Below are 13,674 nucleotides of genomic sequence, written 5' to 3' on the forward strand. Positions count from 1 at the left end.
CAACCATTCGAGAATGGAGAAATATTATGAATAAGACGCGTTTCTGGGTCGTCGGCGGCGAATACACCTCTTGCGATTGCGACACCCTGATCAGTGGGACGGAGCGGGTCGTCGGACCCTTCGAGAGCCGCACCGACGCCGAGCAGACCTGGAGGTCCCTCTCCGAGGATCACCGGCCGCAGGCTCAGGTGCGCTTCACGATCGCTCACGAGCCGTCCATGGGCGCCTGATCGTCGCCCCGCCTTCACCGAGCCTCCAGGTTCCGCCCCGTCGTCCGAAGGACGGGGCGGAATTCATCGTGTCGCACAGATTTTTGATCCCTTTTGGAGGAGTTGACGAGGATTCCCCCTGCCTTACGGCCGCAAGTGTCCTAGAAATAGCGGAGCAGTGCGCCGTGACCCGAGGGGAAGCCCGTGAAAGCCGTTCTGAAATCGTTTGCCGTAGCCCTGGCTCTCGGCCTGACGGCCGTATCCGCCGCCAAAGCCGACGTGGTCGTCTCCTCCAAGATCGATACGGAAGGCTCTGTGCTCGGCAACATTATCCTGCTGACGCTCAACGCCAACGGCATCAAGACCCAGGATCGCATTCAGCTCGGCGCGACCCCCGTCGTCCGCAAGGCCATCACGGCGGGCGAAATCGACATCTACCCGGAATACACCGGCAATGCGGGCTTCTTCTTCAACAAGGCGGACGACCCACTCTGGAAGGACGCCGCCAAGGGCTACGACGCGGCCAAGAAGCTCGATTACGACGCCAACAAGATCGTCTGGCTCACCCCGTCGCCCGCCAACAACACCTGGGCCATCGCCCTGCGCAAGGATGTGGCGGAACCGAACAAGCTCGCGACCCTGTCCGATTTCGGCAAGTGGGTGTCGGGGGGCGGCAAGGTCATCCTCGCGGCCTCGGCCGAATTCGTGAACTCCGCCGCGGCGCTTCCGGCCTTCCAGGCGGCCTATGGGTTCAAGATGAAGCCGGAGCAGCTCATCGTGCTGTCCGGCGGCGACACGGCGGCCACCATCAAGGCGGCGGCGGAGCAGACCAACGGAGCCAACGCGGCCATGGTCTACGGCACCGATGGCGGCATCGCCCCCTCGGGTCTCGTCGTCCTGGCCGACGACAAGGGGGTGCAGCCGGTCTATGCGCCGGCCCCGATCATCCGTGAGCAGGCCCTGAAGGAGAACCCGAAGATCGCCGAGGTTCTCAAGCCGGTCTTCGAATCTCTCAATCTCACGACCCTTCAGGACCTGAACGCTCGCGTTCAGGTCGGGGGCGAGGCCGCCAGGGCCGTGGCGACCGACTACCTGAAATCGAAAGGCTTCCTGAAGTGACCCGACGCCGGACGCGCCTGTGAGCATCGGCAAATATCCGGGAAGCTAGACTGGTTGTGAACGCGACGTCGTCTTCCACGAGCGCTCCCGGCATGGCGTCACCGCACTGGACCTTATCCCCCGACCGTTTGGGGAGCATGGTGGCCGTTCTGATCGGCATTGCGTTGTACGCTGCGCCCTTCGTGACCTATCGGGCCAATCGCATCGCCGCGGGCGCGGCGCGCTCGATCTTCGAGGCTCTGCCGCCGACCACGGCCTTCGTCCTGGTGGGCGCCGCGCTGTCCGTCGCGATCGTTGCCATATTCGTGCGCCGCTCCATCGTCCGCTTGGCGGCCGCGTCGTTGGGGCTTGTGGTCATCGCGCCCTGTGTGGGTTTGTCGGCTGGCTTCGTCACGCCGGCTGGAAACACTTTCGCGCGGGTTTCTCCGGCCCTCGGCTTCTGGCTTCTCGGCCTTGCGTTTAGCCTCCTCGTCGCCGATGCGCTCACCCGGTTGCGGCTGGGGCCCTGGGCGCGGCTGGGAGCGCTCTCGATCGCGGCTGCCGCGATGGCCCTGCTGCTATTCTCCGGAGCCTGGGACGGGCTGTCGATCCTGAAGGAATACGCGACCCGCGCGGACAGCTTCTGGAGCGAGGCGCGTCGGCATGTGCTTCTGGCCATCGGATCCCTTGCGGCGGCCGTCGCGGTCGGATTGCCATTGGGTGTCCTGTGTCACCGTGCCCCGCGTCTGCGCGCCGCCATCCTTCAGGTTCTCAACGTCATCCAGACGATCCCGAGCATTGCCCTGTTCGGAATCCTGATGGTTCCCCTGGGCTATCTGGCGGCTTTTCCCCTGGCGGCGGCCCTCGGGATCCACGGCATCGGGGCTGCGCCCGCTTTCGTGGCGCTTTTTCTTTATTCCCTTCTGCCTGTCGTGGCGAACACCGTGGTGGGCCTCGATCATGTGCCGGCCACCGTCGTCGATGCGGCCCGTGGCATGGGGCTTTCCAACCGCCAGCGCCTGTTCGACGTGGAACTGCCCTTGGCGCTTCCGGTCATCCTGGCAGGCATTCGTATCGTGCTGGTGCAGAATCTCGGACTTGCCACCGTGGCGGCGCTGATCGGCGGAGGGGGCTTCGGCACCTTCGTGTTCCAGGGCATAGGGCAGACGGCGATCGACCTTGTGCTCCTGGGCGCAATTCCCACGGTCGCCCTGTCCTTTGCGGCGGCCGTGATCCTCGATGCCGCCATCGAGCTTTCGAACGGGACCTCGCAATGATCGAGATCGAGCGTCTCACCAAGCGCTATGGCGACACCACCGTGGTCGACGATGTCTCGTTCGGCGTGGAGGAGGGCACGATCACGGTCGTGGTCGGCACGTCGGGCGCCGGCAAGTCCACCCTTCTGCGCATGATCAACAGGCTGGTCGAGCCCACATCCGGCCGTGTCCTCATCGACGGCCAGGACACCCGCTCCATCCCGGAGGATGATCTGCGGCACCGGATCGGCTACGTCATCCAGGGCTACGGCCTCTTCCCGCACCGGACGGTGGCGCAGAACATCGCCACCGTGCCGCGTCTGCTCGGTTGGGACAGGAAGAGGATCGCCGACCGGATCGAGGAACTGCTCGATCTCTACCAGCTCGATCCGGCCGAGTTCGCAACGAAGTTTCCGCACGAATTGTCCGGCGGGCAGCAGCAGCGGGTGGGCGTCGCACGGGCGCTTGCGGCGCGGCCGGAGCTTCTCTTGATGGACGAGCCCTTCGGAGCTCTCGATCCGGTGATCAGGGCCAAGGCGCAGGATGATCTCCTGGCGATCCAGCGCCGCCTGCGCGCCACGATCGTGCTGGTAACCCACGACATGGAGGAAGCCTTCCATCTGGGGGATCGCATCGCCGTCATGGATCAGGCCCGCCTGATCCAGTATGGGCCGCCGGCCGAACTGCTCACCCGTCCGGCCGAGGCTTTCGTCGAGCGTCTCGTCGGCACCGCGGACAGGCCCTTCCGGCTGTTGTCCCTGGCCAAGGTCGAGGATGCGCTGGAGCCGGGCCTCGCGGAGGGCGAACCGGTCGCGGCCTCCGGCACCCTCTATGAGGCGTTGTCCCGGCTGATGTGGTGCGGCCGCCAGGATCTGCCGGTGGCAGACGGGACCGGCTCCGTCATCGGCCGGGTCAGCATCACGGGTATTCTGGCCTATGGGCGCAGCGCATGAGCCGCCGCGCCGTGATGATCCGCTTGACGGCCCTGATCATGCTCCTGGCCTTCATCTCGGCCCCGAACCTCTTTGCGCCGGTTTTCGAGCCCCTGACCACGAACAACGCTCCGGCGATCTATAACCAGGGAAACCTCCTGTTCCTGACCATGGCCCACCTGGGCACCGTCTTCAGCGCTGCGCTCGCCAGCACGCTTGTCGCCGTCCTCTTGGGCGTTCTCGTCACGCGGCCTTCTGGAGTTGAATTCCTTCCCCTGTCCCGCAGCCTTGTGAGCATCGGCCAGACGTTCCCGCCGGTCGCCGTTCTGGCCATTGCCGTGCCGCTCGTCGGGTTCGGCGAGAAACCAACGCTGATCGCGCTATTCCTCTACGGCCTCCTGCCGATCTTCGAGAACACTCTCACGGGCCTCACACAGGTCTCTCCCCTGACCCTGGATGCCGCCAAGGGCATGGGCATGGGGCCCACAAGGCGGCTCTACGAGGTGGAGCTGCCCCTGGCGCTCCCTGTCATCCTGGCCGGAATCCGCCTGTCGGTGGTGATCAATCTTGGGACGGCCACGATCGGATCGACGGTGGCCGCTAAGGGACTGGGCGAGGTGATCATCGCCGGCCTGCAGTCGAACAATACAGCGTTCATCCTGCAAGGCGGCCTCGTGGTGGCGCTGCTGGCGGTTCTGATTCACGACGGATTGATGATGTTCGAGCGGCTGCTCGTCCGGCGACTCGGTCTCGGGCCCGCCGCGGCCTGACCAATCCGAATTCAACTTAAAGTGATCTTCTGGGGCCCAAATGCCCTTTGGGCATCCGAGGGGATCTGTACGAGTAAGCCGTATTTGCCTATGGTCCGCCGCCTGCATGACACTGCTTGAACGCCTGAAGATTGAAACACGCCCAGCCCACGACAGAATCGAGAGAGCCATCGATCTCGAGCGGCGAATCGCGTCCCGGGACCGCTACAGGCAATTGCTGATCCGGTTTTACGGGTTTCACAGCGCCTGGGAAGATGTCGCCATGGCCAAGGCGCCGGACCCCGAATTCTTTCAAAGGCGATGCAAGGCGCCCCTCTTGGTCAAGGATCTTCAGGCTCTTGGATTGCAGTCCACCGATATCGAACGCCTTCCTGCCTGCCATCCCCTCATGCCCCTGGGAGCGCCGGAGGCAGTGCTCGGGAGCATGTACGTGGTGGAGGGCTCCACCCTCGGGGGGGCCATCATCGCACGGGACGTGGAGCGGAGTCTGGGCCTGACGGCCGAGACAGGATGCGCCTATTTCCGAAGCTATGGACGTGATATCGGCCCCATGTGGAAATCTTTCGGCGCGATGCTCCTGGCGGCCTCGTCGCCCGAGACGGACGACCTCATCATTGAGGCGGCGAGCCAGACCTTCAATGTCATGCATGACTGGCTGTGCGGGGAATCATGAACGCTGGGACGACCATGCCTGATCTTGATCTGACCGCGTGCGAGCAGGAGCTGATCCATATTCCGGGCAGCATTCAGCCCCACGGTTTCCTGCTCTCCATCCGGTTGCCGGACACGGCCGTGATCCATGCCAGCGCCAACGCGGCCTCGATCCTGGGTCTCGAGCCGGATGCGGTTCTGGGGCGCACCCTCATGGAGGTGCTGCCCGAACTGGCGGCGGATCTCGACGCGGATCTGCGCGACATGAATCCCAAGGGGGGCAGCCACTACCTGCGAACCGTGGCGCTGGACAGGAGCACCGGGCGCCGCAGCTTCGACGTCGCGGTTCATCGCTCGGGCGGATACGCGGTTCTCGAGCTGGAAGAGGTGAACGGCGCGGCGGCAAGCCTCGATGCGCTCAATCCGAACCTTCGCCAGTTCGTAGAGCAGTTGGGCGGGACATCCACCACCGAGTCCCTTTGCCGGCTCGCCGCAGCGGATGTGCGCCGGCTGACGGGTTTCGACCGCGTTCTCGTCTACCGCTTCGATGAGAATTGGAACGGCACCGTCATCGCCGAGGATCGCAACGAGAACCTGCCGTCCTATCTAGATTTGCGCTTCCCGGCCTCGGACATTCCGGCCCAGGCGCGCGAGCTTTATCGCCGCAATCGATTGCGCATCATTCCAAATGCCGACTACATCCCGGTCCCGATCCAATCGCATGATCCGGCTCCGCTCGATCTCAGCGACTCGCTGCTGCGCAGCGTGTCTCCCGTTCACCTGGAATACATGCGCAATATGGGCACCATGGCGTCCATGTCGATTTCCATTCTGCGCGACGGTGAGCTCTGGGGTCTGATCTCCTGTCACAGCAAGGAGCCGCGAAGGGTTCCCCTGCAGGTGCGCAATGCCTGCGATTTCCTCACTCAGATCTTCTCCCTGCAGCTCGAAGCGCGGGAGAACACGGCACTGGCCGAGAAGCGCATCCGCCTTCGCTCGGTGCAGGCGCGGCTTTTGGGCTACATGGCCGCCGAGGAGTTCTTCATCGACGGGCTGGTGAACCATCCGGCGGAGTTGATGCATCTGGTAGGGGCCGAAGGCGTCGCCATCGTGTCCGGCGATTTTTGCTGGATTCTCGGCCAAACTCCCTCGGAACAGCATATCAGAAAGCTGGCCGCATGGTTGTCCCAGCATCACCCCGAGGATCTGTTTGCAACCGATGCCCTGTCGGCGCTCTATCCCGACGCTAGGGACTACATCGACCGCGCAAGCGGCCTGCTCTCCATCTCCATCTCGAAGGTGCGCGCGAGCTACGTGATCTGGTTTCGGCCTGAGGTGGTGCAGACGGTCAAATGGGGCGGGGATCCGAGCAAGTCGGTGCGGGCCGAGGCGGGCGCCCCGCGTCTTCACCCGCGCCGCTCCTTCGAGATCTGGAAGGAGACGGTGCTGGGACGCTCCCTGCCATGGGACGTGAGCGAGATCGAGGCCGCGGGGGAACTGCGGAATGCGGCCGTGGGCATCGTCCTTCGCCGCGCCGAGGAGCTCGCCGCTCTGTCGGACGAGCTCCGGCGAAGCAATAAGGAGCTGGAGGCGTTCTCCTACTCCGTGTCGCATGATCTGCGCGCGCCGTTCCGCCATATCGTCGGCTATTCGGAATTGCTGAAGAAGCACGAAGGCAGCACCCTGTCCGAGCGGGGACTGCGCTATGTGGACACCATCATCGAATCGGCCCTAACGGCCGGGACGCTTGTCGACAATCTTCTGAGCTTCTCCCAGATGGGCCGCACGACCCTGAAGCCCAGGCTTTTCGATGCATCGCAAATGGTCCGCGAGGTCAAGCACTCGCTTGCCATGGAGATCGGGGATCGCAAGGTCCGCTGGAACATCGCGGATCTGCCGGCCGCGACCGCAGACCCCCTCCTGATTCGCCTCGTCTTCGAGAACCTCATGTCGAACGCGGTGAAATACACACGTCCGCGGGACGAGGCTCGGATCGATGTGGGCTCTTATCGGAAAAACGGCGAAATCGTCTTCTTCGTGCGAGACAATGGCGTCGGCTTCGACATGACCTACGTTGATAAGCTGTTCGGCGTGTTCCAACGCCTGCACCGTATGGAAGATTTCGAAGGCACGGGAATCGGCCTGGCCAATGTTCGCCGCATTGTCGAGCGACATGGCGGGCGGACCTGGGCCGAGGGCGCGATCGACAAGGGCGCAACCTTCTCATTTTCTCTGCCTGACATCGAAGGAGCGGCGTGAATGCCGGAACTGAAACCGATCCTCCTAGTCGAGGACAACCCGAAGGATATCGAGCTGACGCTGGCGGCCCTGGAGCAGAGCCAGCTTGCCAACGAGGTCGTGGTGGTGCGCGACGGCGCCGAAGCACTCGACTTCCTATACCGACGCGGCGAGCATGCGAGCCGCAATACAAGCGACCCGGCGGTGGTGCTGCTCGACCTCAAATTGCCGAAAGTCGATGGTCTCGAGGTGCTGGAAAAGGTCAAAGCGGACGCTATCTTGCGCCACACGCCCGTGGTCATGCTCACCTCCTCCCGGGAGGAGAGCGACGTGGTGCGAAGCTATGAGCTTGGCGTCAATGCCTTCGTGGTGAAGCCTGTGGGCTTCCGGGAGTTCTTCGACGCCATCCAGGACCTCGGCGTGTTCTGGGCTATCCTGAACGAGCCACCTCCGAGAAATGGCGGACAGTAACCTGTATGGACCGGCCTGCCATCCCCCAGACCGATCGCAGCCTTCGCATCCTCCATCTGGAGGACAGCGCGCTTGACGCCGAGCTGGTGACCGAGGCTCTGGGGGCGGTCGGACCTTCCGCGTCGATCACCCATGTGAGCTCGGGAGGCGAATTTTCTGATGCAGTTCGCGAGGGCGGCTGGGACTTGATCCTGGCGGATTATGTCCTGCCCTCGTTCGATGGGTTGAAGGCGCTTGATCTTGCGCGGGAGCGTTGCCCCGATACGCCGTTCATCTTCGTGTCCGGAGCGCTTGGCGAAGAGGTGGCGGTCGAGGCGCTGAAGCGCGGCGCGACCGACTACGTGCTCAAGGAGAGGCTCGATCGCCTGCCGATCACGGTCCTGCGCGCGCTCTCGGAAATGCGCGACCGTACCGAGCGCCTTCGGGCCCAGGAGGCCCTGCGCCGCTCGCTCGAGGAGCGAACCGCGCTCCTGCATGAGCTCGATCACCGGGTGAAGAACAACCTGCAGCTCCTGCTCTCTCTCCTGGGAATGGAGATCCGCCAGACCGAGAACAAGGATGTCCGCACGGCTCTCGGTTACATGAAGCAGCGCCTTCACGCGCTCGCGGCGGCGCATCGCGATCTCTATGACGGGCAAGGAGCCTCCCGCTTCGATGTGACGACCTTTGCCAGAAGCCTGTGCGCGGAACTCACCGGCGAACTCACGGACGTCAACGTTCGGCCCGAATTCGAGCTCGACGCCGTCGAGGTCGAGGCCGAACGGGCAGCGCCCATGGCGCTCCTGTTCAACGAAATCATCGTGAACGCCCTGTCCCAGGCTTACGCGAACCGGCACGGAAAGCTGAAGCTCGGAATGAAAGTCCGCGACAGGCAGCTCAATTTCGAGCTGGCCGACGACATGTTCACCCTGGAGGAGAAGACGGCTGCTCGGGAAAGCACCACCGGCGCCATCCTCAAGGCTCTGGCGCGGCAGCTCGATGCAGTCGTGGAATGGCCGGAGGACGAGCCCGCGGTGCTGGTTCGCGTCGTCATGCCGATGCAGGGGGCTCAAGAGCACCCATGACCCTCGGGCACAAGACCGCGTTCACGATGCACCGCCGGATCCTCCACGTTCCGCCGGCGCGCGCATATCCCTGCGGCAGGTGTTATGGACGCTGGTTCTCGCCCTGACGCTTCCGGCTGTTCTTATCGCGGGCGGCGGCCTTTACTCGGTTTATCAGGCCGAGCGACAAGCCACCGATCTGCGCCTGCAGGAGACGACGCGCGCTTTGGCTCTGTCCCTCGACCGGGAGATTGAGAAGGTCGAGATCGGCATGCGGGTTCTGTCGCAGTCGCCGCATATCCGGAGCGGCGATTTCGCAGCGTTCCACCGACAGGCCCTAGAAACTCCTCTGGCGGATCCGGCCTGGATCGCACTGTTCGAGCCGAACGGCCGGACGCTGCTCAATACCCGCGTCGCGTATGGAACGCCTTTGTCGGATAGCCTTCGCCCAGAAGTTCTCCGGCGCGTCCATGAAACCCGCGCCGCAAACCTGTCCGACCTGTACGTTGGGCCCGCCACTGGGCTCTCGATCGTAACCCTCGATCTTCCGGTGGTGATCGAGGATCGGGTCGCCTACATCCTGTCGATTGCCATCGGACCCGAGGTTTTCCAGAAGCTCATCCGGGATCAGCGGATTGCCAGCGGCTGGAACGGCGCCGTGCTCGACAGGAGCGGCAAGATCGTTGCCAGATCCCGCGCCCCCGAGCAATTCATCGGGCGCACCGCCCGGCCGCGCCTCGTGGAGGCCATTGCGGCCTCTCCCGAAGGGCAGATCGACAACGTGACTCTCGACGACGTTCCGTCCCGCACGTATTTCAGCCGTTCGCCCACCTATGGCTGGTCCTTCATCATCAGCTTGCCGGCTTCTGAACTGCGGGCCGCGATCCGGCGTCCCCTCGTGTGGCTCATGGTGCTTACCGGGGTTGTCATTGCGGGCATCGTCCTGGCAGCCATCCTGTGCAGGAGAATCGCGCAGCCCGTCGACCAGCTCGTCGCATTGGCGCATTCCCTAGGGCGAGGGGAGGCGGTTGCCGGGCAATCGACCCAGGTCCGTGAGTTCGACGCGATCCAGAAAGCGCTCGTCGAAGCGTCTCTGGCGATCGAGATGCAGAAGAAGGCGCGCGACGAAGTGCTCGGTCATGTCGCGGAGAGCGAAGCTCGCCTGCGCCTGGCGCTCAATGCCGGCGATCTCGGGTCGTGGGAGTATGATCCGGCCACAGGTGAATTCACCACGTCCGCGACCTGCCGGATGAATTTCGGCCGTCAGCCCGATGCGCCTTTCACCTACGCGGATCTTGTTGCGACGATTCATCCCGAGGATCGGCAAAGGCAGGCCGAGGCGGTCGCGGACGCAATGACGCGCAGAACGGACCTCCATGTGGAGTACCGGGTCATCTGGCCGGATCGCACCGTGCATTGGATCCGCGTCAGCGGGCGAACGCGGATGAGCCTGGACGGGAAGCTCACCATGGTGGGAGTGTCGCAGGACGTGACCGAGCGGCGCGAGGCCGACGACAGGCAGGCTCTTCTGCTCCATGAGCTCAACCACCGGGTCAAGAACACCCTCGCGACGGTCCAATCCATCGCATCCATGACGCGTCGCTCCGCGGAAGCGGGCGATCCGGCGGCCTGGGATGCTTTTTTGGGGCGCCTGCAAGGACTCGCGAAAACCCACGATCTTCTCACCGTCGCCAATTGGAACGGCGCACTTCTGGGGGATGTGCTCGCGAGCGAGCTCGAACCGTACCAAGACCCGTCGCGCCAGCGGATCAAGCTTCGCGGCCCACGGGTGAACCTGCAACCGAGCGCGGTTCTGGCCCTTGGACTCGCCGTTCACGAACTCGCCACGAACGCGGCGAAATACGGGAGCCTCTCGGTTCCGGATGGACAGATCAAGGTTATGTGGGCCCTCACATCCGGGCCGGGCCCGGCTGCTCTGCTGGTGGAATGGACGGAAAGTGGAGGACCGCGCGTCTCGCCACCGAAACGTCAGGGCTTCGGCACAAAGCTGATTCAGCGCGGTCTGGCGCAGCAGCTTGGAGGCGAGATCAAGCTCGATTTCGCCCCCTCGGGAATCCGCTGCGTCATCACCTTTCCCATCGAGACGATCGCGGCCGATCCGGACGAGGCCGAGGCGCCGCAGCGTTACGCCTCCTAGGGCGCGCCTGTGCCGGGCGCATGTCCTGTCGCGCCAAGACTTATCAAGGTGTCGAGAAGCCGGCGCGATGATGGCCGGCGCGGCCCCTCATGGGGCCCGCCGCAACAAGCGCGTCGAGAACCGCTTCCTGTGTGGTATCCGCCATAGCCTCGAACAGCAGATCGATGCGGCTCTCGTTGAGAATATCGAGACGCGCAAAATCATTAGGCTCGTCATGCGATAGGATGTTGGCCGTGGAAAAGCCAAGCGCGATGTCGCCGCTGCCATGACCCCAGAAGGAGCCCAGTCTGGCAAGCCCAACGCCGGATCTGCGGATCACCCGTTTGATCTGTCGGTCACTCAACGGAACATCGGTTGCCGCGATGATGATAACGGAGCCCTTCTCCGGCAATCCCGTGGAATCCGTTTGCTTGGGCGGAGCGATCTGCCTGCCATCGGGCAGGCGCAAGTCTCCCGCGCGTCCGAAATTGGACAACACCAGCACGCCCAAATGGAAGCGCCCGCCGTCGAAGTCGAGGGAACGTGAGGCTGTGCCGATTCCGCCCTTGAACCCAAAGGTGCTCATGCCGCACCCGGCGCCGACGGAGCCTACAGCGAAATCAGACGAGGCGCTGCTGATCGCCGCATGCGCATCCTGCTCCGTGACAGCGAGCGCCTGTATGTCATTGAGCCAGCCGTCATTGCATTCGAGCACCACCGGATTGACCGTCGCGGTCTCGCGGCCAATATCAGGGTTGCGCGCAATGGCGTGACGAACCAGCGCCGTGCAGCAGGTTCCGACCGAAAGTGTGTTGGTGAGCAAGAGCGGTGTCTCGATGACGCCTAGTTCGTGCACTTGCACCAATCCGGCGCTCTTGCCGAAGCCGTTCAGCACATGAACGGCCGCCACAGGCTTCAGGCGATAGAGATTGTCGTCGTGAGGCAGGACTGCGGTGACGCCGGCGCGGATGTCGCCCTCGTTGAGAGTGGTATGCCCGACCAGAACGCCCGGTACGTCCGCAATGCTGTTGCGGGCGCCCGGTCGCAGCCGACCGCAAGACAGTCCAACGTTATGCGCACGAAGCCCGTTGCTCATGGAATGCAGCTCCCGATGCGGTCACGTTCGATGGGACAGAGCCGTACAAGAGCGCCCCGTCCAGCTCAAGCATTCCGCCACGAAGCTTGACAGGCGGGAGGGCTTTAAGTGCTAACGTGACCGTCTCGCATCCGATCCGGCAGCATGATGATGACCATTCGGGACAAACTGGAAGGCATTCTGGCGAGGTTGGCAAAACGAGCCGCCGATGAGCGCGTATATCTACGCCTCTACGAGGATGCCGCCCGCGCGGCAGCGGATGCCGCCGATGCGCGCAAGCTGGCGGGAGTCTCTCTCGGCCCCCTCGACGGTGCCATTGTGTCGATCAAGGACTTGTTTGATGTTGCCGGCGAGACCACCACGGCCGGTTCCGTTGTGCTGCGGGATGCGCCTCCCGCTCAAAGGGACGCCGCAGTGGTCCGCCGGCTGCGGCAGGCCGGCGCGGTGATCATTGGCAAGACCAACATGGTCGAGTTCGCGTTTTCCGGGCTTGGCCTCAATCCTCATTATGGCACGCCGGGCAATGCGGCCGATCCCAAGCGCATTCCGGGCGGTTCGTCCTCGGGGGCCGGCGTCAGCGTCGCGGAAGACACGAGCGACATTTCCATCGGCAGCGACACGGGCGGCTCCGTGCGCATCCCGGCTGCTCTCAATGGCGTGGTCGGTTTCAAGCCAACCGCGCGCCGGGTGCCGCTCGATGGGGCGTTTCCGCTCTCTCCGAGCCTCGATTCCATCGGGCCTCTGGCCAGAACGGTTCAGGACTGCGCTTTCGCGGATGCGATCATGGCAGGCGATGAGCCAAAGCATCTCATGCCACGTCCTCTGGCCGGCCTTCGGTTCGGCGTTCCACGTGGACGCCTGTTTACCGAGGCCGAACCGTTGGTGATGGAAGCCTTCGACGCCAGCCTGCAGCACCTGTCCCGATGGGGAGCCAGGATCGCCGATCATTCCATCGAGGATCTGCTCCAGGCTATGGCGGATACGACCACGCGCGCCTCGATCGCCTCCATCGAAGCGGCGGAAGTCCACTCCGATTGGCTCCACGCGAAGGCGCATCTGATCGATCCGCGCGTGCAGTGGTGGATTGCCCGCAGCGGCGCTGTGCCGGCCCCGGTCTATATCCGCATGATCCGCCAGAGGAGGGCGTTGATCGCCCAGATGGAGGAGCGCCTCTCGTCCGTCGATGCGCTCGTTATGCCGACCACCGCCGTCTCGGCACCGTTGATCGCTCCGCTCGAAGCCGATGACAAACTGTATAACAAGATGGACTGGCTGATCCTGCGCAACCCGATGTTCGGCAACCAATTCGACCTGACAGGCATATCGCTGCCGATCCCGGGTTATGCCCGCCCTGTAGGCCTGATGCTCATCGCGCCCCACGGACGGGATCGCAAGCTCTTGGAGATCGCCGCGAGCGTTGAGCGAGACCTTATAGTCCCGTGGAAGGGCTAAAGCATCGGACTGGAAATTCGACTCTTAGGGTTCTGGGTTGATGTGATCTGTGATTCACTTCGTCGGACGGGAGGTGGATCATGGGTCACTGCTATTCTCTCGATCTTCGTATGCGGGTTGCAGCCTTCGTCGAGGCGGGCCATTCCTGCCGGACGGCGGCCCGCCACTTTGGCGTCAGGGACAGCTGTGCCATCAAGCTGATGCAGCGCCAGCGGCGGTTCGGCTCGCCGGCGCCCGCCCGCCAAGGCCGTCCGCCGGGAGGTGGCAAACTGGTGCCTTATGAGACCTTCCTGATCCAAGCCGTCGAGGCACACCCCGCCA

At 63.9% G+C, this 13,674-nt stretch carries 13 protein-coding genes; 12 read left to right on the plus strand and 1 reads right to left on the minus strand.

Translation table 11 applies throughout. The features are described 5' to 3' along the window. Nucleotides 1-26 precede the first annotated feature (26 nt). From DRB19_RS22880 to DRB19_RS22925, 10 genes are all read left to right on the plus strand, one after another. Nucleotides 27-230, plus strand: a complete 204-nt coding sequence (locus DRB19_RS22880; protein WP_114188336.1) for a DUF4170 domain-containing protein — start codon at nucleotides 27-29, stop codon at nucleotides 228-230. A gap of 195 nt (nucleotides 231-425) precedes the next feature. Next, the gene (gene osmF, locus DRB19_RS22885; RefSeq protein WP_162815812.1) at nucleotides 426-1,328 is read left to right on the plus strand and encodes a glycine betaine ABC transporter substrate-binding protein OsmF; all 903 of its coding nucleotides are present in this window, start codon (nucleotides 426-428) and stop codon (nucleotides 1,326-1,328) included. Nucleotides 1,329-1,420: 92 nt separating this feature from the next. After that, the gene (locus DRB19_RS22890) at nucleotides 1,421-2,584 is read left to right on the plus strand and encodes an ABC transporter permease (protein ID WP_114188338.1); all 1,164 of its coding nucleotides are present in this window, start codon (nucleotides 1,421-1,423) and stop codon (nucleotides 2,582-2,584) included. Then, the gene (locus DRB19_RS22895) at nucleotides 2,581-3,516 is read left to right on the plus strand and encodes an ABC transporter ATP-binding protein (protein ID WP_114188339.1); all 936 of its coding nucleotides are present in this window, start codon (nucleotides 2,581-2,583) and stop codon (nucleotides 3,514-3,516) included. The genes DRB19_RS22890 and DRB19_RS22895 overlap by 4 nt, the downstream gene beginning before the upstream one ends. Next, a complete protein-coding gene (locus DRB19_RS22900; protein ID WP_114188340.1) occupies nucleotides 3,513-4,265 on the plus strand; it encodes an ABC transporter permease in 753 nt (250 codons plus the stop codon). Before DRB19_RS22895 ends, DRB19_RS22900 begins: the two co-directional genes overlap by 4 nt. Before the next feature lie 106 nt (nucleotides 4,266-4,371). Beyond that, nucleotides 4,372-4,938, plus strand: coding sequence for a biliverdin-producing heme oxygenase (locus DRB19_RS22905; protein WP_162815810.1), 567 nt, complete (start codon nucleotides 4,372-4,374; stop codon nucleotides 4,936-4,938). A 14-nt stretch (nucleotides 4,939-4,952) separates the two neighbouring features. Next, nucleotides 4,953-7,175 (plus strand): ATP-binding protein, encoded by a 2,223-nt coding sequence (locus DRB19_RS22910; protein WP_245439750.1) that lies wholly within the window; start codon nucleotides 4,953-4,955, stop codon nucleotides 7,173-7,175. Then, nucleotides 7,176-7,625 carry a response regulator gene (locus DRB19_RS22915; RefSeq protein ID WP_114188343.1) on the plus strand — a complete coding sequence of 150 codons (450 nt, stop codon included), beginning with the start codon at nucleotides 7,176-7,178 and terminating at the stop codon, nucleotides 7,623-7,625. Between the two features lie 5 nt (nucleotides 7,626-7,630). Beyond that, nucleotides 7,631-8,689 (plus strand): sensor histidine kinase, encoded by a 1,059-nt coding sequence (locus tag DRB19_RS22920; RefSeq protein ID WP_114188344.1) that lies wholly within the window; start codon nucleotides 7,631-7,633, stop codon nucleotides 8,687-8,689. 79 nt (nucleotides 8,690-8,768) lie between these two features. Beyond that, on the plus strand, nucleotides 8,769-10,826 hold the full coding sequence (locus DRB19_RS22925) for a sensor histidine kinase (RefSeq protein ID WP_162815811.1): 2,058 nt from the start codon (nucleotides 8,769-8,771) through the stop codon (nucleotides 10,824-10,826). A 43-nt stretch (nucleotides 10,827-10,869) separates the two neighbouring features. Here DRB19_RS22925 and DRB19_RS22930 read toward each other — a convergent pair whose 3' ends face one another. Next, nucleotides 10,870-11,901, minus strand: a complete 1,032-nt coding sequence (locus DRB19_RS22930) for a DmpA family aminopeptidase (protein ID WP_114188346.1) — start codon at nucleotides 11,899-11,901, stop codon at nucleotides 10,870-10,872. A gap of 147 nt (nucleotides 11,902-12,048) precedes the next feature. Here DRB19_RS22930 and DRB19_RS22935 point away from each other — a divergent pair, with 147 nt between their 5' ends. Together DRB19_RS22935 and DRB19_RS22940 are read left to right on the plus strand one after the other, a co-directional pair. Continuing rightward, entirely contained in the window at nucleotides 12,049-13,353 is a 1,305-nt protein-coding gene (locus DRB19_RS22935) for an amidase (protein ID WP_114188349.1), read from the plus strand. An 80-nt stretch (nucleotides 13,354-13,433) separates the two neighbouring features. Continuing rightward, nucleotides 13,434-13,674, plus strand: a 241-nt coding sequence (locus DRB19_RS22940) for an IS630 transposase-related protein (protein ID WP_245439419.1), incomplete at its 3' end; no start/stop codon positions are given.

The organism is Microvirga aerophila, assembly GCF_003332305.1.
GTDB lineage: Bacteria > Pseudomonadota > Alphaproteobacteria > Rhizobiales > Beijerinckiaceae > Microvirga > Microvirga aerophila.

Excerpts from the sequence above, each read along its gene's own strand:
- DRB19_RS22880 (WP_114188336.1), top strand. The coding sequence starts at position 27 with ATGAATAAGACGCGTTTCTGGGTCGTCGGCGGCGAATACACCTCTTGC.
- DRB19_RS22890 (WP_114188338.1), top strand. The coding sequence starts at position 1,421 with ATGGCGTCACCGCACTGGACCTTATCCCCCGACCGTTTGGGGAGCATG.
- DRB19_RS22895 (WP_114188339.1), top strand. The coding sequence starts at position 2,581 with ATGATCGAGATCGAGCGTCTCACCAAGCGCTATGGCGACACCACCGTG.
- DRB19_RS22900 (WP_114188340.1), top strand. The coding sequence starts at position 3,513 with ATGAGCCGCCGCGCCGTGATGATCCGCTTGACGGCCCTGATCATGCTC.
- DRB19_RS22905 (WP_162815810.1), top strand. The coding sequence starts at position 4,372 with ATGACACTGCTTGAACGCCTGAAGATTGAAACACGCCCAGCCCACGAC.
- DRB19_RS22910 (WP_245439750.1), top strand. The coding sequence starts at position 4,953 with ATGCCTGATCTTGATCTGACCGCGTGCGAGCAGGAGCTGATCCATATT.
- DRB19_RS22915 (WP_114188343.1), top strand. The coding sequence starts at position 7,176 with ATGCCGGAACTGAAACCGATCCTCCTAGTCGAGGACAACCCGAAGGAT.
- DRB19_RS22920 (WP_114188344.1), top strand. The coding sequence starts at position 7,631 with ATGGACCGGCCTGCCATCCCCCAGACCGATCGCAGCCTTCGCATCCTC.
- DRB19_RS22930 (WP_114188346.1), bottom strand. The coding sequence starts at position 11,901 with ATGAGCAACGGGCTTCGTGCGCATAACGTTGGACTGTCTTGCGGTCGG.
- DRB19_RS22935 (WP_114188349.1), top strand. The coding sequence starts at position 12,049 with ATGATGACCATTCGGGACAAACTGGAAGGCATTCTGGCGAGGTTGGCA.